Below are 21,610 nucleotides of genomic sequence, written 5' to 3' on the forward strand. Positions count from 1 at the left end.
CACCGCATCGTCGATCTTGTCTTCGTCGATATCCATTGCGAGAGCTTATCACGTGCAAATACGAAATTAATGCGGTACTCGCCGAATGCGTACGTGTTAGCATCACAATTCCGCTGCTGCTTGCGAATGTCATCAATCTTGGTGCAGATCTGGGAGCGATGGGAGATGCGGCGCATCTGCTCGTCAACGGCAATTCGCTAATCTATGTCGCTGTCTTCGGTGTGATCTGCATCCTGCTGCAGGTGCTTTTGAAGTACAAGCGCTATGTCGCGGTGCTGAAATGGCTGAGCCTAGCGCTGCTTTCCTATATCGCAACCTTGTTCGTAATACACGTTGACTGGTCGAATTTCTCTCGTGGACTTCTGCTGCCAACGCTTAAGGCGGACCCAAACTACTGGTCGATGATCGTGGCGATCTTTGGGACCACCATCAGCCCCTATCTTTTCTTCTGGCAGGCCTCGCAGGAGGCCGAAGATCTGAAGGAAAAGCCGCGTCAGGAAGCACTTGTCAAGCATCCCCAGGAAGCGAAGCGCGCGAACGAACGCATCACGCTGGATACGTTCATCGGCATGGCTGCGTCCAACATCGTCGCGCTTGCGATTATCACGACCACCGCCGCGACGCTCCACAAGGCCGGTGTAACGAATATCGAGAACTCGGTCGATGCAGCGAAAGCTATCGAGCCGCTCGCGGGAAGTTTTGCCAAGATCATCTTCGCGACCGGCATCATCGGAACGGGTCTATTGGCTGTCCCGGTTCTCGCCGGTTCGGCAGCTTATGCGGTCGGAGAGGCGGCACGCTGGAAGGTGGGGCTATCGCGCGAGCCGAGCGAGGCAAAGGCTTTTTACGCAACGGTTGGATTGGCGACGATCGTAGGAATGCTTTTGAACTTCACGCCGATCCCGCCGATGAAGGCCTTGTTTTGGAGCGCCGTCATCAATGGCGTGGTCGCGGTTCCCGTCATGGTGCTCCTGATGCTGATTGCGACCAACCATAAAGTCATGAAGCAGTTTGTCATTCGCGGCGGTTTGAAAGTATTTGGCTGGGCCTCCTGCCTTGCCATGTTCGCCGCCGTGATTGGCATGGCGGTGACGGCCCTCTTCTAGCGAATGCATGACCAAAACTTCCGGCCGACCTCGGGCCTAGTCATAGGCGAGGACTGCTCGCTTCCAAGTGAAACCTCAAATGGTCGATTGTGGTGCAACCGTTCAATCAAGTTTGCGACTCACGGGCATTTCGGCTCAATGGCGGACGAGGTAATCGGTATCGGGCTCAACCATGTGATCAAACGGCCAGTAGACGATTTTTTTGTCACGACTGAGACTGGTCCAGAGCATGGGGCGATGTCTGGCCGGGCCGTTGAACATTGTGACGGTGGAAGACTATTGCCCCCGCGATCAACACGCACCCGAACAGGATGGCCGGGACCAGGATAGCCAGCACGATGTATGCCGCGAGCGCACCGTATTTTCCTCTTTCGAAGACGGGCATTGTTCCGTTCCTTCAGAAGGATGGGACTTTGTGGTCCAACCTTCGTCTTGCTCGCAAGTTCTCGTTCAAACTTGATATCGGCCTATGCCTCGGCTCTCGCCAAAGGGCTGTTCGCGCCATGGGGCGGCTGGAGCCAGCCTTATCCCTAGCCTTATTTTCAGAGCAATCCGGAGTAAGGAACACCCGTTTCCATTGTCGTCAAAGCCTGGCTCGGCGCTCTCAATATTCCCTGCACGCGACCTCCGTGGAGGCAGTTGCAGGCGATTGATCTCTTGACGAAGAAGGTCGTGTGGCGGCGCCCGATCGGAACAACAAGGGATATGGGCCCGCTTGGATTTCGGCTCCCTTCCGGACTTCCGACGGACGTATTCAGCATGGGTGGAAGCGTTGCGACGCAAAGTGGTTTGATCTTTGTCGTCGCGACCACGGATCAATACATACGGGCTTTTGACGGCAGGATCGGAAACTTCTCTGGAAGTTTGATTTGCCGGCCGGCGGAAACGCCACGCCACTCACCTATCTGGGGTCCGATGAAAGACAAAATGTCGCTATTGCCGCCGGCGGAGATGGCGGCCTGCAATCGCGCAATAGCGATGACATCGTCGCGTTTGTCCTGCCGCGGCAATAGTTGCGCGGGCGGCCAGCGGGATGGCCGCCTCGGCATCGCGTTGACATCGTTTTTTAGAGATCGAGCGGGAACCTAACGATCGAAGCGCGGTTCGCACCACGGGACCGATAACGGTCTCAATCACCAGAACGAGGAGAAAACATCATGGCTTCCCAAGGTGGATCCCACGAACAACATGTCAAGGCTGGCCAGCAGAGCCACAAGAACACCGATACGAAGCAGGCTTCGTCGCAGAACAAGCAGTTGGGCAGCGGTACTCGCGGCGCCTCGCGTGAACAGCATGTAAAGGCCGGCCAGCAAAGCCATAAGAACAGTTGACCGACATGAGGAGAAGGGCCGGGCGCACGCCGGCCTCGCTCCCCAAGCGCGGCCGTTACGAATCGTTTCCCGGTCGCGCTTGCATGTCACCGCAAGCAACTATTCGGAAGAACTGAGGAGAATACAATGGCATCCGAAAAGACATTGAACGATCTGTTCCTGGACACGCTCAGGGACATCTATTATGCCGAAAAGCAGATATTGAAGGCCTTGCCGAAGATGGCCCGCGCAGCGCAGGCCCAGGAAGGCAAGGACGGCTTTCTGCACCACCGCGACGAGACCCAGGGTCATGTCGAGCGGCTGGAGCAAGTGTTCGAACAGCTCGGCAAGCCCGCTCGCGGCAAGACCTGCGAGGCAATCCAGGGCATCATCGCCGAGGCGGATGAGATCATGGAGGAGTTCAAGGGTACGGCAGCCCTTGATGCCGGCCTGTTTTCGTCGGCCCAAGCCGTCGAGCACTATGAAATCGCCCGTTACGGCACGCTGGTCGAATGGGCCAAGCAGCTTGGCCTCAAGGAAGCAGTCCCGCTTCTGCAGCAAACGCTCGAAGAAGAAAAGGCGACCGATCAGAAGCTGACGAAGCTTGCCGAGACGGCCGCCAACGCCAAGGCTAAAAAGGCAGCCTAGTACACGAAACTATCTTGGTGCGTTGCTTAGGCAACGCACCTTCAGGCTCTCAAAGCGAAAGCACATTTACGATCCATTGGTCACGGCCGAAACAGATTCCTTTGTTTGCGTGTCCTGCCGGTCCCACCGACGCAGCAATGAAGCTCTAACTTCGCATCGATACGCTCAGGGTGAGCAGCCGGAATTCCATTGATACGGACCAAAATGGAAAATAGAGCCCACGCAAACGTGGTTCGAGGCTGAGAGAATGCACCCTGTTCAGTTTCGCAACGCGTTGACCCAGATTTGCATCTGAGGCTGATCCATCCCGTGGATGAGAACGCTTTGAAAAAACTTATGATATCGACATTCAGGGAGGGCTGCGATGAAATGCAAAACTGTGGGAAATCGTGACGCAAGTGAACACTCCGTCGATGCTGCGAAAGCAATCGAGCCGCTTGCGGGAGGTTTTGCCAAGATCATCATCTTCGCGACTGGCATCATAGGAACGGGTATCTTGGCTGTCCCGGTTCTCGCCGGTTCGGCAGCTTATGCGGTCGGAGAGGCGGCACGCTGGAAGGTGGGACTGTCGCGCGAACCGAGCGAGGCCAAGGCGTTCTACGCGACAGTCGGACTGGCGATGATCGTCGGAATGCTTTTGAACTTCACGCCGATCCCACCGATGAAGGCTTTGTTTTGGAGTGCAGTCATAAATGGCGTGGTCGCCGTTCCCGTCATGGTGATCCTGATGCTGATCGCCTCCAATCACATGTCATCCATGGCGGTTTGAAAGCGTCGGGCTGGGCGTGTTCGTCGCCGTAATCGGCATGGCCGTGACTGCTCCTTACTAGCAACCGTAAGACCGAAGCTGCCGAACGGCTGATCACCGCCCAAGCAGTACGCTCGGACACGCAGAATGCCGAGGCACTAGTGTCGCCTGCTTGGTGACGGCTCCTGCCGACGGACGCAGATGGGCCGACTGGACGGGCATCCACCAAACTTGGATTCTCGCTTCAGCTTGAAAAGGCTCGTGCTGCGACATATTTTCGGGACACGGAGCGATGCTGTTGGTCCAGTTGGAGGAGGGATTTGGCAAATCTCATATTTCATCGCATAGTCTGGCGGCTGTAATGCTATTCCGATATCCCAAGTCCAGCCTGCTTCCAATCCCAGCAGGTCGGCACTTGGCAAGTGGCTTTCAAGACAGGGCTGCTACCGGTGGAGGTGCGTGGATATGACCCGGGACACAATTGAACCTTGGGATTCGCCATTGACCGCTTTCGAACGAAAGAAAGCGTCGTCGGATTTGGCGATCAACAGCACGTTGGCCGAACACTTCGGGACTTCAGCCCTGTCCGCTGAGGCTTGGCTCGCCGCCATTGTCGAGAGCTCCGACGACGCGATCGTAAGCAAGACCGTCAGTGGGATTATTACGAGTTGGAACAAAAGCGCCGAGCGACTTTTCGGCTTTACGGCCGCCGAGGCGGTAGGCCGTCATATCAGCATCATCATTCCAGACGATCGTCTGCATGAAGAAGACACGATCATCGAGCACATTCGCGGCGGCCGACGGATTGAACATTTCGAGACTATAAGGCAGCGCAAGGATGGAACGCTGCTCGATATTTCGCTGACGATTTCACCTGTGCGGGATAAGGACGGCGTCATTGTCGGGGCTTCGAAGATCGCCCGCGATATTTCAGAACGAAAGCGGATGGCGGAGCGGCAGCGGTTATTGCTGCGGGAAATGCACCATCGCATAAAAAATCTGTTCGCCACTGTCTGCGCATTGATTTCCGTTAGCGAACGGTCGAGCGAAACTCAGGGCTCATCTTTTGCCGACGATTTGCGCGCGCGGGTTAGAGCGTTGGCCGCCGCCCAGAATTTTGTGCTGAAAGAGTCCGAAAGCGGATCCGGCGAGCATGGTTCGACAAGTCTCTTTGGTCTCATCGAAGCGATCTTGTCGGCTCACCAAGATAACGATAGCGCTCGAATCGTGCTGAGAGGCCACGACGTTCACGTGGACAGCTCGGCGCTTACGTCGCTTGCTCTGCTTCTGCACGAATTCGCAACGAATGCGATAAAATACGGTTCTCTATCGGTGAGCGAGGGTCGTGTCGAGATCGAGGTCGCTGAGGCCGATAAGCTCGTGCTAACGTGGGCAGAAGTTGGTGGACCTCCTGCACATGTTCCCATTGGCCCCGGCGGGTTCGGATCTGAGCTGGAACGCATGACAATTTCCTCGTTGAGAGGGTCAATCCGTCGCGACTGGCATTCCGACGGGCTTCGCATATTGCTTGAAATCCCGTATCGACATTCGTCCGATTAACTCCGGCCGCTGATCGAGCTAAAGAGCCTGTGTGGTGCAGCACGTCGCTGCCTGCCCGTGGCCCGATCATGCAAAACATGCGAGACCTCAAGGCTGAGATAGATGCGCCCCAACCCTGGCTGCGATGCTGCACCTAGCCGAGGAGGTAAAGATTACCCGGACGTGGGAGCGGATGCCCAGCGCGATAGGCGCTGGCCTAGCGGATCGCTTGAGCCAGCTCAGCGGCGCTATATGGCTTGGGAAGCACGCCGATCGCCGAAACGCTGTTTTTGACGGTTTCGGGATTTCCTGTAGCGAAGATCCCAGCATCCTGGTTGACATCGTTGCACGGCTTCTTGGGCTTGCGCTTGAGCGCCATCAGGTCCGTGCTCAAAACCAGAAAGAGCATTAACTTCAGGAAGCAGACCAAGGCGTGGAGGGGCTGCGTGGTCCAATGAGTTCTCTCGCTTCTTAATCCTTATTCGGTGCCTCGCAGCGACAACTTTTAACCGACGAAGTTCGCTGATGAAAATTGGGCCGCCGTCTTGCGACGAGCGTAGCTCTCGCAGCAATTCTCGGCATGGCGGGTTATTTTGCGGGAGGGTACAGGCGCCCATGAGCGCTTTTGTTATTATCCCGGAAATGACCGACGACCATCAGGCTGTAATCTCGGTCATGGCCGTGTGCATGATCGGTTACGTGACGTCGCGATTACAGCCGTTTTATTTTGGCCTATCGCGCAACTTCATCGCGGCCGTGATACGGGCGCGCAGAACCATAGAAGTCCACGGCCGTGGGGAGTTCCGCGAGCTTGTCATTTGGGGTGCCGACAATGCTCTTGGTTGAATCTGTGTGACATACCACAATTTAAAGATGTCATTGATAATAGAAATTATGGAGCTCCCGCCATGTAGTGCCCTACATTTGGGTCACCGCTCACAAGCTCATAACCCGGTACAGAATGACCCGTCCGGTTGGCATGATTTGCGAAAGGAAATCAAAATCCCGCACATTACCGGTTAGCACGCTCGCACCCAGCTGCCGCGCTTGTAGGAAAACAAGGGCGTCATTGACGAAACGCCTCTCATGCCCTTCCCTTTTGGGAAGGTTGCTCAACCGAAACAGCAGCCCCGCCAGCACACCCGCCTGTCCCCACATGGCTGCATCCGGAGCATGAAGACGGTGCTCAGGGATGTCGTCTACAGTCTCGGCGATCGTTTCGAGAACCGCTTTGGTGGTGGCATGCTTGGGGTCTAACCGGCCGAAGGCATGGGTCAGCTCCGACAGGCAGATTGCGGAATGGTGGCATAGGCGATACCTCAGCAGTGCATCAACCTCAATCGGCGAGCGTCCCTGTAGCACATCCAGATAGACACTGGTGTCGAGGAACAATGGTCCGCCGATTGCCGGTTCGTCGGCGACCCATGACAGGTCTTCGTCGAGCCTGCGCTCGAGCGTCCCGACATGCTTCTGTGGTTTTAGTAATCGCAGCGTTTCGGAGAGATCAAACCTCAAGATCGAGATCCGCTGAGATGCTGCCCTTGCGCCCCACCAGCCGCGCGCCGAAATCATCCTCCAGGGCAAGTCGGGAAAGCGCTAGTTCCAGAAGTTCGGTGTCGGAAGTGACATGCGCGCGCTTCTTGGCCGCCTCGATCAATTCGGACGGTACACGTCCCGACAAACGGGTATTCTTCGCCGTGCCGAGAAGGCCGACAGCCTTTGCTTGTTCGAGTACGAGCTTATTGCGGGCCAACGCCACTTTTGCTTCGCTTTCTGCAGCAGTTCGTATCTGAGCACCCATTACAATCTCCTGTGTTGAACATAATGTAGATTGTGTTGAACGACAATGCAAGATTCAATGGAGCCCGGTGAGTTGGGATTCACCGATACCTATCGATCGCTGTCCAACCGAAAGATTCGGGAATGGATTGGTTGCATGCAGATGGAGCCTCGCATTCGCCTCTTGTCACGCGTTGAAGCTCATGGCGCGCCGCCGCAGGGCGTCAACTCGGGGAGCTAGGGGCAAAGAGCGCGCCGTAGCATTGAGATATTGCCGTCGCAAACGCTGAGTTCCGACACGGCGGCTCGGAAAAGCAGGTTACGTTTTTGTCCCCACGCGTCCCGGAACGCTTGGCCAACCGCCGAAGCCCGTTGAGGTGATCGATTTTCGGCATCACCGACATCCGCAACACCCCCCGCCTCGTTGTAGGACGTGCGCGTGGCGGATACCGGCCTGCCGTAGGAGAACGCCTTCACGGGCGCCTCGAAGGCCGCCGCTGAGGTCCGCAGGCATTGCCTATCGCATGGGTAGTCTCGGGATAACTTTCCGTTGTTACGCCCACTCCGTGAGGAAAGAGAAAGCAATAGGGATCGTCGGGATACTCCCACGTCTTTTCCTGCGCAGGCTCCACAACGTATCCGGCCACCGGAAACTGACCATTCGACGCCGTCCACATGCGTGAAGCCAAGCGGCCGGTACAAGTCGTTAAGTCGATCCTCCCGGCGTCGACGCAGCCATTGACGATCCAACTGCCGAGTTGGTCAGCGCTGGGAAACAGCAGATATGCGGTTGTGGTTACGTATTTTGTTGGGAATTGTGTATCGGTATGCGTACAGGCCTGGACGGGCAGGCCCTGCCACTCCGGAAACTGCTTCGGGTCTGCGTCGGTGCAGTTCTGCCTCATGTACTGGCCATCATGGTGCTTGTCCCTGACGTGCGTCCCCAGCCAAGCGGCGATCCGTTTCTGCAAGATCGCGGGCAACTCTTCAGGGGCCTTCGCCGAAGCCGTCGAGGCAATGGCGATGGCGATAAAGCAGCTTGCCACGAGTCTCGACAATGTTGCCATTCAACCAGATCTCCTGCCAAATCCATCGCTTCTCAACCAATCCACGCCACCAGCCTCACCAGTTCACGGCCAAACCGTGTTGAGCAATTGCGCCAGACGAACCCCCGCCTTGATCAACTGGCCGCGCTTTATCTGGTTTTCATCTTGAACGTGGAGGGCGGGATCTTCGAAGCTGATCGGCCATTTGCCGGTGGCCAGCTTGGCGCCATATTCGGCGTCAGCGAAAATCAGACGCGAATTCATGATCCCTTCAGATGCCCAGGCCTCTATCCACTTGTCCGCCGGTCCCGCCGTCACTGGGACGAGCCGCGCGTCGCTAACCATCTGTGTCTTTTGGGCCGCCGAATAATCGGGTATCGAGTCCCACTCTGAGTGAAGATTTCCTGCCCCCGTGACCAGATCATTGCCGCCGCGGTTCTCAGTGGCCGGATCATAGGTTCCCGCATCAGGGTCGACCACCTTTCCATCCGCGTCGAGATAGACCGATCCGACATGCAACGGCTGATGCATGTCGCCAATGAGGTGAGCCAGGATAAAAATGGCTTCCTTTTTGTCCTTTATCGAAAAGCTAGATGGTGATGGCATGCCTCTTAGCACCGCTATTGCAGCGTTGGCAGCGTGGACAATGTCATGTTTTGCGGCCCCGATCCGATCGTCGGCATAGCCATTGCGCTGTATGGCGATATCGGCAAAATGATAGCTCTCGTGGCACCCGCGCGTGCCACTCGAATAGACACAGTTCGACCAGTTACGGCTTACGTAGTCCTGCATGCGCTCGATCTCAGGACCGCCATCCATAAATGGGATGCAGGACGGCCGTGTCCATTCCGGGTGCGATGTGCTTTCCTCGAACACAAATTCACCAGTGGGCTTTTTGTAGACGCTCTTTACGCAATCCAACCAGGTCGCGCTTTCCGATAAGGTAAAGCCAAGAATCGCGCTCACCTGCGTTTTCGCATTTGGGCTCAACTGACCATCGGCAATCTCACCCACCAAGGCATGGCCCTTCGGCCCCCACGCCCAGCCGTTGCTGGTCGTCATCAGCAGCACCGTAACGCATGTCAGAATTCGCAAGATCATCGCACATCCTCCCAACCAACTAGCGTTAAGGTTGCAGCATCTCGCACTCTTCTAATTTTCGTCAAGGAAATTCCTGGTGGCACGGTTATGCGAAGCCAAGCGCTGGTCGCGTAGCGCGTCGCTGCCAGAGTCTTATGGCGATGGTCTGGGAGGCGTCGTTTTAGCCGACCTGTTCCACAGCGAGGGTGCCCGCCGCAAGCGGCTTGATCAATGTCTTTGCAGAAACCGTCGGATCGAGCCAGCCGGCCCATGCGCTGCGCTCCAGGATGACGATCTGACGGTCATGGTAGGGCGCGATGTCTGGTCCCGGTTCCATCGTCAGCATGGTGAATGCTTGGCCGACCTCCGGCGTTTCGCGCCAGATGCCGGCGATGCAGAAGATCGGCTCGTCCTTCTTCGTGAACAGCCATTTGTCCTTGCGCTTCTTTTTCAGGTCCTTCGGGTCGGTGAACTCGTAAAAGCCATCGGCAATGATCAGGCAGCGATTGGAGGTGAACTCGCGCCCGTCCGACCGGAAATTATAGACCGGGCGCTTATTCTGTCCCGGCCAACTCCAGCGCCGCTGCACGAGCTCGGCCTCATCGCGGGATCCCTCAATCGTCCTGACGATCGGACCGAGGTCGGTGATCTTGATGTCCTCACGCGCTTCGAGGTTCGGTATGCCTTCACCAAAGCGGATTTTGATCTTCAGATCGGCGAAGTCCTTCGCGATCGAAGCAGCATCCACCATCAGCCGATAATCATTGCACATGCGTCCCCCATGACAGGTTGGTTGCTTCGAAAAATCGTTCCTGATATGTTCTATCTATGATGAGCGCGAAGGTTTTCCAGTCCGACGCCCCGCTCGACGAGCGCCGCGTCATCATAAGACGCCATGACGGCGATGTGGAGATGGTGGAGCTGCCATGGGGGCTGCGTCCCCGCGACGGCGGTCCGCGCGCCGTCAACGTCGTCCGATCGGAAGGACGGACCTTTCCGACCCACCGCTGCCTGATCCCAGCCTCGGAGTTTCGCCTCAAAAGCTTCAGCTTCTCGTTCGCCAATGGCGACTGGTTTTATTTCGCCGGGATCTGGCGTCCGGCGGCTGACGATTGGCCGGAGGCCTATGCCATCCTGACCATCGAGGCGAATGCCGATATCGCGCCGTTCCACGATCGGCAGATGGCGGTGCTGACACGCGACCAACGCATGGCCTGGCTCGACGGACTTGTCCCCGAAGACGAAATCCTGCGGCCGCTGCCGGCGGGGACGTTCCGGGTCAAGCGTCATGCCGGCGCGCCTGCCCAGCCGATACTGGCGGTTTAAAGAGCCAACCGCAGCTGCGGCTCCGTTCCGGAGCTCCGCCGCTCCAGCGACGACAGCGAGACACCGAGCAGGCGAATGCCCTTTCGCGGCGGAAAGATAGGAACGAGCAGATGGCTTATGATCTCCTCCAGGTCGGCGATGGCCGGCAATGGTGCGGGAACCGTCTTGCTGCGGGTGATCTGATTGAAGTCGGCATATTTGACCTTGAGCGTCACCGTCTTGGCGCCGGTGCAATTGGCCTTGCAATAAGCCCACTCATTCTCGATCAGCGGCTGAAGGCCATCCCGCGGATTTCGCTAGTCGAGCCGAAAGACGTCGGCATTGTCCTGGCGTTCTCGCAGACCCTTGTAGGACGGATGTCGCAGTTTGCCGTCAGCCGTCCAGGCCCGAAACTCGATCTCGGCGATCAGGGTCGGCTCGACCCAGACAACGTCAGCACCTCCGGAATAGGGCAGGGGCGGTTGCTTCCGCTTCCAGCGCAGCTTGTCGAGCATCTTCCTCAGCCGAACGGCCTCTGCTTCCTTAAAACCCGTCCCTACACTTCCGACGTGGACGAGATCGGCTCCGCGATAGGCGCCGAGCACCAACAAGCCGAAACCAGCGGAAAACACCGACGACATCTCATAACCGACAATGAAGAAGGCCTCGCTCTGCACGCATTTGACTTTCCCCCAATCTCCGGTTCGGCCTGAGCGGAGTCCAACAAAGGATGATCATTTCGTGTGGGCAGTTCAGGCTGATAATCTGCGAATAAATCGGCCTGGAAAGACGATTGTCTCAGATGCACGCTCTCCTGTGATCATGCCGACAATGGCATCGATCATCTTGTCGGTGGGCTGTTCGTAGCTCGTCAGTCCATAGGCAGGAACTCCGCCAAGTTCGATATTATCGAAGCCGACGACCGCTAGCTCTTGGGGGACGGCGAGAGCGAAGTCGCTTCTGGCGACATCCAATGCTCCAAGCGCCAGAATGTCGTTCTCACACATTAGGACATCAACCCGCGATCTGGGCGCAGCACTGCTCAAATAAATCCGGGCTGCTTCCGCGCCGGCCTGCGCGCTGTATCTTTCTGCGGTCAATTCAACGACGTTTTCAACGCCCTTTTGTCGCCAGAAATTTGCATAGTGATGGCGCCTCCCAAGCGCTGTCGAAAGGGTCCTCGCTCCCATCATGAAGCCGGGACGGCGGTATCCCTTGTTGAATAAATACTCGACGATCTCGCTGAGAGCGAGTTCGGTGTCGCACGCGATTGCAGGTACGCCGGGGATTTGGCTGTCTCTGGCAAGGACAAACATTGGAGGGAGGCCTGGACCAAGCCTGCGATCGCCCAGCGTTTCCTCGCGAAAGGCGGTACCGAACAGGATCACGGCGTCGAACTGTCGTTGATCGGCATTGATCAGCGCGTGAACGTGATCGAAATTTCGATTGATGTTGATCAATACGGTCAACAGCCCCTCCGCCTGCAGGCGCTCGGTCAACATCTCCAAAACGGGGAGCTTGTGCGGATTGGCAAAGTCGTCGACGAAGACGGCAACTTGATGCGTGGTGTTGGTTGCAAGGCTGCGAGCGAGCAGATTGGGCGAATAGTTCAGCGCCTCTGCTGCCTGAAGGACCTTTTGCCGGCTGGCGTCCGTAATGGAAGCACCAGGTGTGAATGCACGGATCACCGTCCATTTCGATACGCCGGCGACTTCTGCCACCTCTCTCGCCGTTGCCCGCTTGCGCATTCTCGTCTCCTCCCGATGGAATGAATATTCCATAAAAAATAAAAATGGAATGGATGCTTGATTTTTGTCGACAATAAAGTAATTTTACCAGGCTTGCTACCGGGTGCAAAAGGAGTGCAACCGGTAGCATCTTAGGTTCCGCATAAGGCGGACTGTTTTTGGGAGGGTAAAATGAAACTAGGTTTGAAATCGCTTCTTACAGGCGCCGCCGTCGTTGTTGCACTGGCGTGCTCTTCGGCAATTGTCAGCGCGGCGGACATTCGCATCGTCGCCGTCACCCATGGCCAGGCCAATGACCCATTTTGGTCCGTGGTCAAGAACGGCGTCAACGCGGCCGCCAAGGACGTCGGTGTCAGCGTTGACTATCGCGCACCGGAAACATTTGACATGGTATCGATGGGGCAACTCATCGACGCTGCCATCAATCAGAAGCCTGACGGGCTTATCGTCTCCATTCCGGACGCCTCGGCGCTCGGCCCGTCCATCAAGAAGGCCGTGGCCGCTGGCATACCGGTCATCTCCATCAATTCCGGCTCGGACGTATCCAAGGAGCTTGGTGCACTTCTGCATGTCGGCCAGGACGAATACACTGCGGGCAAGGCCGCCGGTGCGAAGCTGCATGAGCTCGGCGGCAAGGAAGGTCTATGCGTCAACCAGGAGGTGGGCAATGTCGCGCTTGATTTGCGCTGCAAGGGCTTTGCCGACGGCTTTGGCGGCAAGGTGACGGTTCTGCCAGTGAGCAATGATCCCGCAGACGTCCGGGCGAAGGTCAAGGCGGCGCTGAGTTCGAATGCCTCCGTCGATACCATCATGGCGCTCGGCGCCGGTACCGCCGGCGAGCCGTCGCTCGCGGCTGTTGAGGACGTCGGTATGACCGGCAAGATCAAGGTGGCGACCTTCGACCTTTCGGCAGATTTCCTGAAGGCCGTGGCCGCTGGCAAAGCAGCCTTTGCGATCGATCAGCAGCAGTTTCTTCAAGGCTATCTGCCCGTCGTATTCCTGGCCAACTACGCCAAATACGGGCTGATCCCGGGGGGTAACGTCCCATCCGGCCCGAACCTGATCACCAAGGAAAAGGCGGCCCAGGTCGTAGATCTTTCCGCCAAGGGCATTCGCTGAACAGAATTGCCGAAAGGCATTCTCCCAGAATCTCCTCCCCTGAACGGGGGAGGGGGTTTGGCTGACAGAGCGCGGTGCCGAGCGAGCGCCGCCATTACCCTAAATTACAATTCCGTGGGAGGAGTTATGGCTTCGCTTGAGCAAAAGGCGGCGGCTGCGCCGAAGACCGATGAGCGCGTCAAACAGGTGAGTTTTCTGACGCATATGATGCGCCGGCCCGAGCTTGGTGCCGTAGCTGGCCTTGTACTGGTCATCCTCTTTTTCTTTCTCACCGCCGATTCAACAATGTTTTCCCTTTCAGGCGTGATGACCATCATGGCCCCGGCGTCGCAGCTGGGGATTCTCGCCATCGCGGCTGCGCTTCTGATGATCGGTGGCGAGTTTGATCTTTCGATCGGCTCGATGGTCGCCTTTGCGGGGCTGGTCTTCGGTGTCATCCTGACGAATTTCGGTCAGCCGCTTTCGGTTGCCATCGTGATGACGATGCTCTTTGCGGCGTTTATGGGGGCGATCAATGGGCAGATCGTCATTCACACGCGTCTTCCATCCTTTATTGTGACGCTGGCATTTCTCTTCATCCTGCGCGGCCTGACGCTCGTCGGCCTGAAGTGGGCGACCGGCGGCTCCACGCAGCTTCGCGGCATCGGCGACCATGTGAAGGACAGTCCGCTGCTCGGGCTCTTTTCCGGCGATGCACTGAAGAGCCTATTCGTCTGGCTTGCAGATCACGATGTGATCGACAAGTTCCCCAATGGCCTGCCGAAGGTCACGGGCATCCCGGTATCGGTCTTGTGGTTCGTTGCACTTGCATTGGCGGCGACCTGGGTCCTCCTGCGCACTCGCATGGGCAACTGGATCTTTGCCGCTGGTGGTGATCCCAATGCGGCAAGAAATTCTGGCGTCCCGGTCCATCGGGTGAAGACGGGGCTGTTCGCGTTGACGGCGTGTGCCGCGGCGCTAGTCGCCATCATCACCGTCCTGGATGCGGGTTCGACTGACGCCAGACGCGGCTTTCAGAAAGAGTTCGAGGCGATCATCGCCGCCGTCATTGGCGGGTGCCTACTCACAGGTGGCTATGGTTCGGCGATCGGCGCCTTCTTCGGCGCGATCATCTTCGGCTCGGTTTCCATCGGCCTGACCTATACAAAGTTCGACTCAGACTGGTTCCAGGTCTTCCTCGGCTCGATGCTGCTGCTGGCTGTCCTCTTCAACAATTTTATCCGCCGCAAGGTTACCGGGGAGCGCTGATCATGCCAGACGTCAATAACCGAACGCCGATCATCGAAGTGACCGACATTGTCAAGCACTACGGCTCCGTGATCGCTCTCAACGGCGTGTCGATGCAAGTTTCGGCCGGCGAGGTGCTTTGTCTCCTCGGCGACAATGGAGCGGGCAAATCCACTCTGATCAAGACGCTCTCCGGTGTCGTCCGGCCGAGCGGCGGCGTGTTCCGGGTGGAAGGCAAGCCGGTCGATTTCCGCAGTCCGCGAGACGCACTCGATGCCGGGATCGCGACGGTCTACCAGGATCTTGCAATGATCCCGCTGATGTCGATCACCCGTAACTTCTTCATGGGCCGGGAGCCTCGCAAAGGGATTTTCCCTTTCCGTCACTTCGACCTCACGCACTGCAACGAAGTCACGCGTGAAGAGATGCGCAAGATCGGCATCGATATCCGCGATCCCAATCAGGCGGTGGGCACTCTGTCTGGAGGCGAACGCCAATGCGTTGCGATTGCACGCGCGGTCTATTTCGGTGCCAAGATCCTCATTCTCGATGAGCCTACCTCAGCGCTCGGCGTGGCTCAAACCTCGATGGTGCTGAAATATATCCACCAGGTCCGGCAGAACGGGCTGGGCGTCATTTTCATTACCCACAATGTCCGCCACGCCTATGCCGTGGCGGACCGCTTCACCATCCTCAATCGCGGCCAGACGCTCGGCACCTTTGCCAAGGCCGAGATCGCGATGGATGAGCTGCAGAACCTGATGGCGGGCGGCAAGGAGTTGCAGCAACTGTCTGAAGAGCTCGGCGGCACGATCTAGCTCCGCTTATCCCGCGGCGCCCGCTGGCTTTGGCAGGCTGCCGCATTCTCAATCATCCAACATGGAAATGGTCATGAACGACGATCCGTCGAATACCCCATCCCCTTTCAAGCTCGCTGTCTGCGCCGAGATGGTCTTCAAGTCGCTTCCGGTCGTCGACAGGCTGAAGCGCATCACCGAACTCGGCTTTCACGCCGAAATCTGGGATTGGACCCAACACGACATCGCCGCGCTTGCGCGATCGGGAGCGGTCTTCTCGTCGATGACGGGCTACGTGACCGGCAGGCTCGCCGATGAAGAGGGCGCCGACGAATTGCTGCGGACTGCGAGGCAATCGATCCCGATCGCCAGGGAGATCAACTGCCCACGCCTCAACCTGCATGGTACCGGTCTCGACGGCCAGGGTCTTCCGGTGGTCAAGGCCGACAAGGTGACGGGTGCCATGTGGCTCAAGGCGCGCGATACCCTTAACCGCATCGCCGACCTCGGCGAACAAGAAGGCGTCACCTTCGTGCTCGAAAACCTCAATGAAACCGTCGATCATCCCAAGACACCTTTTGCCAAGGCTGAAGACACGCTTGCGCTCGTCTCGTCGGTGAACCGACCGGCATTGAGGCTCAATCTCGATCTTTATCACGCACAAATCGGCGAAGGAAACCTGATCGAATTATGCCGGCGCGCTCTTCCCTATATCGGCGAAATCCAGGTGGCGGATGTGCCCGGTCGTATGGAACCGGGGACGGGCGAGATCAACTACAAGGCAGTTGCCCGTGCGCTCAAGGATATGGGGTATCGCGGCGCGATCGGCATGGAGGCTTGGGCCTCGGGCGATGACGAGATGGCTCTTTCCCGCTTCCGTGACGCCTTCACGGTTTGAAGATTCGATAGCCAACGCTTACACATCATGGAGCAATATTGATGATCAGATTTGGATTGATCGGCGCCGGCCGGATAGGCAAGGTGCATGCCGCGACCATCGCGGCGAACCCGAAGGCGAAGCTCGCCTATGTGGCGGACGCTTTCAGAGCATCGGCAGAGACTCTCGCAGCGCAGACCGGCGCCGAGGTTGCCGACGCGGAGGACGTCATCAGGTCCCCGAACGTCGATGCAATCCTTATCGCGACGCCGACCCCGAGCCACGCAGATCTCATCGAGGCGGCTGCGAGAGCCGGCAAGGCAATCCTTTGCGAAAAGCCGGTGTCACTTTCGGTCGAACGCATCAATACCTGCCTCGACGTCGTTGAGAAAAACAGGTCGACCTTGATGATCGGCTTTAATCGCCGCTTTGACCCGAACTTCGCGAGTTTGGAAGCACGCCTTCGCCGTGGCGATGTCGGCGCCATTGAGATCGTGACGGTCACCAGCCGGGACCCCGCGCCGCCGCCTGCCGACTACGTAAAGTCCTCCGGCGGTCTGTTCCGTGACATGATGATCCACGACTTCGATATGGCTCGCTTTCTCATGGATGAGGAATTCGTCGTTGTGAACGCGCTTGGGTCGTCTCTCGTCGACAAGGCAATCGGCGCCGAGGGGGACGTGGATACCGCCGCAGTGCAGATGCAGACGGCTTCGGGCCGCATTGCTGTCATCACCAATTCGCGTCGGGCGACTTATGGATACGACCAGCGCATCGAAGTGCATGGCGCAGCCGGTATGCTTGCAGCGAAGAATATCGCCGCCACGAGCGTCGAACTTTCCAACGCGAACGGCGTCAGCGGTGATCCCGTTCAACATTTCTTTCTCGAGCGCTACGCCCAGGCCTACGCCAACGAGATCAATGCTTTCATCGATGCGATCGACACGGGTACTCGATCACTGAGACCCGGTGGCCCTGATGGACTTCAGGCGCAGAAACTGGCGGAAGCCGCAACGGTAAGCTGGCAGACAGGCAGACCAGTTCAGGTGGCCTAACGGTCGCACGCGGTGCGGCCAAGCTTCATTGCCGCATCGCTGTTCTTTCCACGGACCTCCGGCTTATTGCCGGTAATTGCAATCACCAACAATGCGTTTTGGAGAGTGCGTGCAATGCTAAAAAATGAGCAAGCCCCTCCTGCGAGCATACAGGAGCTTAAATTCAAGATCGCCAAGCGGCAAATTACCTTTCCAACTACCCTCGAGCGGCTCGCCAGGCAGATGATTGAGCGGCCGGAAATCGTAGCGTTCGAGAGCGCCGCAGCGGTCGCGCGCCACTTCAAGGTCTCTCAAACAACGGTTCATCGTCTTGCGCACCAAATGGGGTTTCGAACATTTCGCGACTTTCGCGCGATGATCAGGGAGAATTTGCGCCTAGTATCTTCCAAAATCGATTAGCGCGCGGGATCTCCGGACGGACTTCGGACTCGGCATCTTCGCGCAAACAAATGAGCGCGGCTTTTCCGTTCCAATTCGTTCCCGATTTCTGACCTTCACATGGATCAGTTTACCGGTTTCGCAGTTGCCACGCTAACTCGAAAGACGACTGCCCGAAGACAAAGAAAGGTTGGTGTGGCCGCTAGGACGTCATCAGATGCGGTCGGATGAGAAGAGCGCTGATGCGGATTTGTTGCGCGAGATGATCGGCCTTGCCGCTGAACCGTTGGAGGTCATTTTGGCCACGGGTGCTGAATTCGACGAGCAGAACCCGCTGCGACCTCAAATTGAACAAACCCGAGTCGGCGCGGACGCCGACGGTCGTCGCTTGCGATCAGCCCCGCACCCCGAACGGCTTCGGGTGCCTCGTGGAAGGAGTTTTGAAGACGGTCCCCGTGTGAACAGTGGAAAGGGAGAGACGATGAAGCGAGACGATGCCGTAAAGCAACCAGACGGGATCGATCTGGAGGTGGGCCGTCGCCTTCGACTTCAAAGAAAACTTCTCGGCATGTCACAACTAGGCCTGGCCTCTGGTCTAGGTATATCTTTCCAGCAGGTCCAAAAATACGAACGCGGCGCTAACCGGATCGGTGCGAGCCGCCTTGCTCAGATCGCCAATATCTTAAAGGTCGATGTCTCGTACTTCTTCAGTGATACACGCGTGATCGGGGACATCGGCGCCGACGCGGGTGACATAACAAGTTTTGTGGCGACGCCGGAGGGCGTTTCCCTCAATCGATCTTTTCAGAAGATCCCAAACGCGCAAACCAGAAAGAGCCTGGTGAGCCTTATCCGAGCAATCGCTGAAGATGACAGATGAACACAGCCCGCCCGGATATCGCCAAGCACGTTTTCAGGTCCAGGGTGTCGATCAAAATGGTGATACTGTTTGGCGGAGGAAGCTCCAGCGATCCGACGTCTCCAGCTTTTTCGATCAGCGGCCACTCTGTATGTCGCTTTCATGACCCTCACGCCCTCGCGACCAGGCTGAGGAGCAGTTCGTCCAACTGTTCGAACTGCTCGGGCATGCAGCCCTCCATCCCTGAGAAGGCTTCATCGAGAGCTTCCTTCGAGGGATAGAGTTCGTGTAGGACCAGCAGAGTCTTGTCGCCTTTTGCCTCGAATGTCACCGTGGTCACCGCAGCGTCCGCACTTTCCTCATTCGTCCAAACCAGGCGGGCGTTCGGTATCACCTCGACGTACTTGCCGAAAAACGCCGTAGCGCTTGAAGCATCGCTGCCAAACTCCACACTGTAACCTCCTCCGACACGAACATCCATCTCGCAGGAGAGCATGGGCACGCCCGTCGACTTCGGCGCCCACCACCGTATGAACAGTTCGGGTTTGATCCATGCCTCATAGACGATGCGCGCCGGACCGTCGAAGGTCCTCGTAACGAGGAGCTGGCAATGGGATCTCCGTTCGATCGTCGTGCGGTTGTTCATGGGGGTGGCTTCATTCTCTGTTCGTTGGCCCATCGAATCTCTCCTTCCGTTTCTATTCGGCAGACGCTTCAGATTGTCGTTTCGGTTCACAGGATTAACCGGAATGAGACGCTGCATCGCTAAAGAATTCGGCCAGCTCCTCGGCCGTTTCCGTGGGGTACTCTTCAGGAGAGAGGTGGCCTCCAGGCATGGCATGGCCGACGAGCTTGTCCGCCAATTGTCGCTATAACACCAACGGTCCCCCTTCCTCGGCATACCACGTAGCCACAGCGCCGGTTCCACTCCAAAGAGCCATGAGTGGGCAACTAATCCGGTGTCCGAAGATTTGGTCCCGCATATCATGCTGGCGATCGACGCCTGCTGCAGCACGATACTCCTCGCAGATCGCGTGCACACGTTCCGGATTTCTGAGCGCTTCCCTGAGCGCTTCCATGTATGCCTCTCTGATCTCCGGCGGGAACACCGCGGCGCAAGACCCCCAGCCAGTGAGCGCGTCATCGACGACAGCCCCCGGTGCGCAAGCGATCAGCCTTTCCGGCAACGGTTCTGCTTGCGCAAGCAGGAGCCACCGCCAACGCCAGGGCAAATCGGTCACCAGCTCGATCCCACACATTCGCGGTAGGAACGATATCGAGAACGGCAAGCTTTCTGATCGCCGCGGGGTGATCGAGCGCCACACGATAAGCCACGCGCTCCCCTCGGTCGTGACCGGCGATCATAAACTCGCTGAAGCCGAGCTTGGCCATATCCTCCACCATCTCGGCGGCCATAACCCGTTTTGAATAGGGCAGGTGATCGGGGGCGGACGTAGGACTAGCGCTGGCGCCGTATCCGCGTACGTCGGCACAGATGACGGTGAACTCGGAGGCAAGCAGAGGAGCCACCTCGCGCCACATGAGGTGGATTTCGTGGAAGCCGTGCAGTAACAGGACCGGCGGACCGTTCCCGACAATGGTAGTGAATATACACCCGCCTGATAGGGAAACTGATTGCGCGCGGCTGTGGTTCGACACTTCACTTCTCCTTGCAGGTTCGTCACTCGAGCGCTCAAATGCGAGAATGCGGGAGCTCAATTGAACGGCCAGCCGGCCCCGGCAACGCTCACGTCGACGGAAACGATTTGGCCGGTGCCGGCCATCTCGCTCATCTTGTTCATGCCAAACCATTGTGCTGTGGTGAGGAAAAGGGTGGACCGATCCTCGCCGCCGAGCATGCAGGCGAAAGCACCCCGGTCTACCTTGACCTCGTCAAGCACGTCGCCGCCTTCTCGTACCCGGCGACAGTAGGCATTAGGGACATCCGCGTACCAGACGGCACCCTCGCCGTCGAAACATATCCCGTCCGGCGGTCCATGAAGCTCTGCCCAGATCCGCCGGTTTGAAAGGCGCCCGTCAGCCGCCACATCAAAAGCGGTCAGCTGCCTGCCCCAGCTTTCCGCGCAGATCAGGGTGTGACCATCAGCGGATAGTGCCATTCCGTTTGGAAACTGAAATCCTTCGGCCTGTTTCTCAACGCTGCCGTCCGGCCGGACCAACATGATCGCTGGTCCGTTGACGTAGATCCTTCCCGCAACGTCGATGACGATTTCGTTCCACGCGCCGGAGCATAGCGTGGCGTATTCTTTCAAGCCCTTTCCGTCGAAACGCATGAGCGATGAGGAACCGGACTGGACCACGAAGAGGTCGTTGTCCGGGCCGAAATCGAATGACAACGGTGGAGCTTGCGCCGGGAGGACGAGCCGCGATCGGTTTCCTTCTTCAAGGACCCGGATCTCGCCACTGGTCCAATCGGCAAACCAGAGCGCGCCTCGATGCCAACGTGGGCATTCGACAAGTCCTCTTCCCTTCAACAAAACATGGGCGGGCATGTACGTCTCCTTGGTCCGCTGCACCTGCAGAGGACGTACGACTTTCGAGCGCGCCGACAATCTCGAAAAGAAATTTTGCGTTTTCGCGGAAGACGGCCCGCGCCGATAGCCGCCAACGCTGGTGTGGCGTACTCCGGCTTCGGACAGCTCGGCAACGTAGTACTTTCGTCCTTTGTGTCCCGTGGTGTCGTTTGGCACTTAAACGTAAGAATTAGGCGGTTCCGGCAGAATCCGGCATTTAAAGTGAGACCTGCCGGCGTGAAGTGGAGCCGGCAACGACTACGAAATGAGCAGCAACCTTACGATTTATAAAAGTCTCGCAAGAGAACCGTTCGCACCAGATGCCAGGACGTAATCTCAAATTAAGGAACTGTTGATAACTAAAGGAATCGCAGCTTTGGATTTTTTGCGGCGCCGGGATTCCCTTTTGGTTTGAAGCCTATAGAATCGCGGTGTGATTGACGAGGCCGCCATCC

The 21,610-nt window shown here is 57.6% G+C and carries 24 protein-coding genes and 4 pseudogenes; 16 read left to right on the forward strand and 12 right to left on the reverse strand.

Annotation, left to right across the window (positions count from 1 at the left end):
• The 6 genes from GGD50_RS31750 to GGD50_RS31770 all read left to right on the forward strand — a co-directional run.
• On the forward strand, positions 1-1,106 hold a 1,106-nt coding region (locus GGD50_RS31750), incomplete at its 5' end, for an NRAMP family divalent metal transporter (RefSeq protein ID WP_183941172.1).
• Between the two features lie 609 nt (positions 1,107-1,715).
• Positions 1,716-2,195 (forward strand): hypothetical protein, encoded by a 480-nt coding sequence (locus GGD50_RS33660; RefSeq protein WP_442967430.1) that lies wholly within the window; start codon positions 1,716-1,718, stop codon positions 2,193-2,195.
• A 68-nt stretch (positions 2,196-2,263) separates the two neighbouring features.
• A complete protein-coding gene (locus tag GGD50_RS31755; RefSeq protein ID WP_183941174.1) occupies positions 2,264-2,437 on the forward strand; it encodes a hypothetical protein in 174 nt (57 codons plus the stop codon).
• Positions 2,438-2,563: 126 nt separating this feature from the next.
• Positions 2,564-3,064 (forward strand): YciE/YciF ferroxidase family protein, encoded by a 501-nt coding sequence (locus GGD50_RS31760; protein WP_183941176.1) that lies wholly within the window; start codon positions 2,564-2,566, stop codon positions 3,062-3,064.
• A 364-nt stretch (positions 3,065-3,428) separates the two neighbouring features.
• Complete coding sequence (locus GGD50_RS31765) at positions 3,429-3,833, forward strand: divalent metal cation transporter (protein WP_183941178.1); 405 nt, start codon at positions 3,429-3,431, stop codon at positions 3,831-3,833.
• A 444-nt stretch (positions 3,834-4,277) separates the two neighbouring features.
• The gene (locus GGD50_RS31770) at positions 4,278-5,372 is read left to right on the forward strand and encodes a PAS domain S-box protein (RefSeq protein WP_183941179.1); all 1,095 of its coding nucleotides are present in this window, start codon (positions 4,278-4,280) and stop codon (positions 5,370-5,372) included.
• Between the two features lie 196 nt (positions 5,373-5,568).
• Here the strand turns inward: GGD50_RS31770 and GGD50_RS31775 are convergent, their stop codons facing one another.
• Positions 5,569-5,730, reverse strand: a complete 162-nt coding sequence (locus tag GGD50_RS31775; RefSeq protein WP_183941181.1) for a hypothetical protein — start codon at positions 5,728-5,730, stop codon at positions 5,569-5,571.
• A gap of 153 nt (positions 5,731-5,883) precedes the next feature.
• On the opposite strand from GGD50_RS31775, the pseudogene GGD50_RS31780 reads away from it, so the two are divergent.
• Positions 5,884-6,197, forward strand: a pseudogene (locus GGD50_RS31780) (chloride channel protein); the annotation flags it as partial.
• A gap of 90 nt (positions 6,198-6,287) precedes the next feature.
• On the opposite strand, the gene GGD50_RS31785 reads toward GGD50_RS31780, so the two are convergent.
• The 5 genes from GGD50_RS31785 to GGD50_RS31805 all read right to left on the reverse strand — a co-directional run bounded on the left by GGD50_RS31785 (position 6,288) and on the right by GGD50_RS31805 (position 10,028).
• Entirely contained in the window at positions 6,288-6,866 is a 579-nt protein-coding gene (locus GGD50_RS31785; protein ID WP_183941183.1) for a type II toxin-antitoxin system VapC family toxin, read from the reverse strand.
• Positions 6,856-7,152, reverse strand: coding sequence for a hypothetical protein (locus GGD50_RS31790; RefSeq protein ID WP_145637071.1), 297 nt, complete (start codon positions 7,150-7,152; stop codon positions 6,856-6,858). The genes GGD50_RS31785 and GGD50_RS31790 overlap by 11 nt, the downstream gene beginning before the upstream one ends.
• Before the next feature lie 451 nt (positions 7,153-7,603).
• A complete protein-coding gene (locus GGD50_RS31795) occupies positions 7,604-8,197 on the reverse strand; it encodes a hypothetical protein (RefSeq protein WP_183941185.1) in 594 nt (197 codons plus the stop codon).
• A 63-nt stretch (positions 8,198-8,260) separates the two neighbouring features.
• Positions 8,261-9,277: a S1/P1 nuclease gene (locus tag GGD50_RS31800; protein WP_183941187.1), complete on the reverse strand. Its 1,017-nt coding sequence runs from the start codon at positions 9,275-9,277 to the stop codon at positions 8,261-8,263.
• A gap of 160 nt (positions 9,278-9,437) precedes the next feature.
• Positions 9,438-10,028: an SOS response-associated peptidase gene (locus GGD50_RS31805; protein ID WP_183941189.1), complete on the reverse strand. Its 591-nt coding sequence runs from the start codon at positions 10,026-10,028 to the stop codon at positions 9,438-9,440.
• 56 nt (positions 10,029-10,084) lie between these two features.
• Between GGD50_RS31805 and GGD50_RS31810 the strand changes: the two genes are divergently transcribed.
• Complete coding sequence (locus tag GGD50_RS31810; protein WP_183941191.1) at positions 10,085-10,582, forward strand: SOS response-associated peptidase family protein; 498 nt, start codon at positions 10,085-10,087, stop codon at positions 10,580-10,582.
• Here the strand turns inward: GGD50_RS31810 and GGD50_RS31815 are convergent.
• The 3 genes and pseudogenes from GGD50_RS31815 to GGD50_RS31825 all read right to left on the reverse strand — a co-directional run.
• Positions 10,579-10,869: pseudogene (locus GGD50_RS31815) on the reverse strand (DinB/UmuC family translesion DNA polymerase); the annotation flags it as partial. The gene GGD50_RS31810 and the pseudogene GGD50_RS31815 sit on opposite strands and share 4 nt — an antisense overlap.
• A gap of 9 nt (positions 10,870-10,878) precedes the next feature.
• Positions 10,879-11,277: pseudogene (locus GGD50_RS31820) on the reverse strand (ATP dependent DNA ligase); the annotation flags it as partial.
• Positions 11,278-11,313: 36 nt separating this feature from the next.
• Positions 11,314-12,309 carry a LacI family DNA-binding transcriptional regulator gene (locus GGD50_RS31825; protein WP_183941193.1) on the reverse strand — a complete coding sequence of 332 codons (996 nt, stop codon included), beginning with the start codon at positions 12,307-12,309 and terminating at the stop codon, positions 11,314-11,316.
• A 171-nt stretch (positions 12,310-12,480) separates the two neighbouring features.
• Here GGD50_RS31825 and GGD50_RS31830 point away from each other — a divergent pair, with 171 nt between their 5' ends.
• The 8 genes and pseudogenes from GGD50_RS31830 (at position 12,481) to GGD50_RS33630 (ending at position 18,642) form a co-directional block, all read left to right on the forward strand.
• On the forward strand, positions 12,481-13,428 hold the full coding sequence (locus tag GGD50_RS31830; protein ID WP_183941195.1) for a sugar ABC transporter substrate-binding protein: 948 nt from the start codon (positions 12,481-12,483) through the stop codon (positions 13,426-13,428).
• Positions 13,429-13,554: 126 nt separating this feature from the next.
• Positions 13,555-14,676 carry an ABC transporter permease gene (locus GGD50_RS31835; protein WP_183941197.1) on the forward strand — a complete coding sequence of 374 codons (1,122 nt, stop codon included), beginning with the start codon at positions 13,555-13,557 and terminating at the stop codon, positions 14,674-14,676.
• Between the two features lie 2 nt (positions 14,677-14,678).
• Positions 14,679-15,473 carry an ATP-binding cassette domain-containing protein gene (locus tag GGD50_RS31840; RefSeq protein WP_183941199.1) on the forward strand — a complete coding sequence of 265 codons (795 nt, stop codon included), beginning with the start codon at positions 14,679-14,681 and terminating at the stop codon, positions 15,471-15,473.
• Between the two features lie 73 nt (positions 15,474-15,546).
• Positions 15,547-16,350: a TIM barrel protein gene (locus tag GGD50_RS31845; RefSeq protein WP_183941201.1), complete on the forward strand. Its 804-nt coding sequence runs from the start codon at positions 15,547-15,549 to the stop codon at positions 16,348-16,350.
• A gap of 41 nt (positions 16,351-16,391) precedes the next feature.
• Positions 16,392-17,384 (forward strand): inositol 2-dehydrogenase, encoded by a 993-nt coding sequence (gene iolG / locus GGD50_RS31850; RefSeq protein ID WP_183941203.1) that lies wholly within the window; start codon positions 16,392-16,394, stop codon positions 17,382-17,384.
• Between the two features lie 114 nt (positions 17,385-17,498).
• Positions 17,499-17,783, forward strand: a complete 285-nt coding sequence (locus GGD50_RS31855) for a MurR/RpiR family transcriptional regulator (protein WP_183941205.1) — start codon at positions 17,499-17,501, stop codon at positions 17,781-17,783.
• 196 nt (positions 17,784-17,979) lie between these two features.
• A pseudogene (locus GGD50_RS33625) lies at positions 17,980-18,132 on the forward strand (IS256 family transposase); the annotation flags it as partial.
• A gap of 111 nt (positions 18,133-18,243) precedes the next feature.
• The gene (locus GGD50_RS33630) at positions 18,244-18,642 is read left to right on the forward strand and encodes a helix-turn-helix domain-containing protein (RefSeq protein ID WP_183941211.1); all 399 of its coding nucleotides are present in this window, start codon (positions 18,244-18,246) and stop codon (positions 18,640-18,642) included.
• 148 nt (positions 18,643-18,790) lie between these two features.
• Here GGD50_RS33630 and GGD50_RS31865 read toward each other — a convergent pair whose 3' ends face one another.
• From GGD50_RS31865 to GGD50_RS31875, 3 genes are all read right to left on the reverse strand, one after another.
• Positions 18,791-19,300: an SRPBCC family protein gene (locus GGD50_RS31865; RefSeq protein ID WP_183941207.1), complete on the reverse strand. Its 510-nt coding sequence runs from the start codon at positions 19,298-19,300 to the stop codon at positions 18,791-18,793.
• A 461-nt stretch (positions 19,301-19,761) separates the two neighbouring features.
• Complete coding sequence (locus GGD50_RS33455; RefSeq protein ID WP_331371182.1) at positions 19,762-20,280, reverse strand: alpha/beta fold hydrolase; 519 nt, start codon at positions 20,278-20,280, stop codon at positions 19,762-19,764.
• Positions 20,281-20,336: 56 nt separating this feature from the next.
• A complete protein-coding gene (locus tag GGD50_RS31875; RefSeq protein WP_183941209.1) occupies positions 20,337-21,134 on the reverse strand; it encodes an SMP-30/gluconolactonase/LRE family protein in 798 nt (265 codons plus the stop codon).
• Positions 21,135-21,610 lie beyond the last annotated feature (476 nt).

The sequence above is a fragment of the Martinezella paranaensis genome, from assembly GCF_014200235.1.
GTDB lineage: Bacteria > Pseudomonadota > Alphaproteobacteria > Rhizobiales > Rhizobiaceae > Rhizobium > Rhizobium paranaense.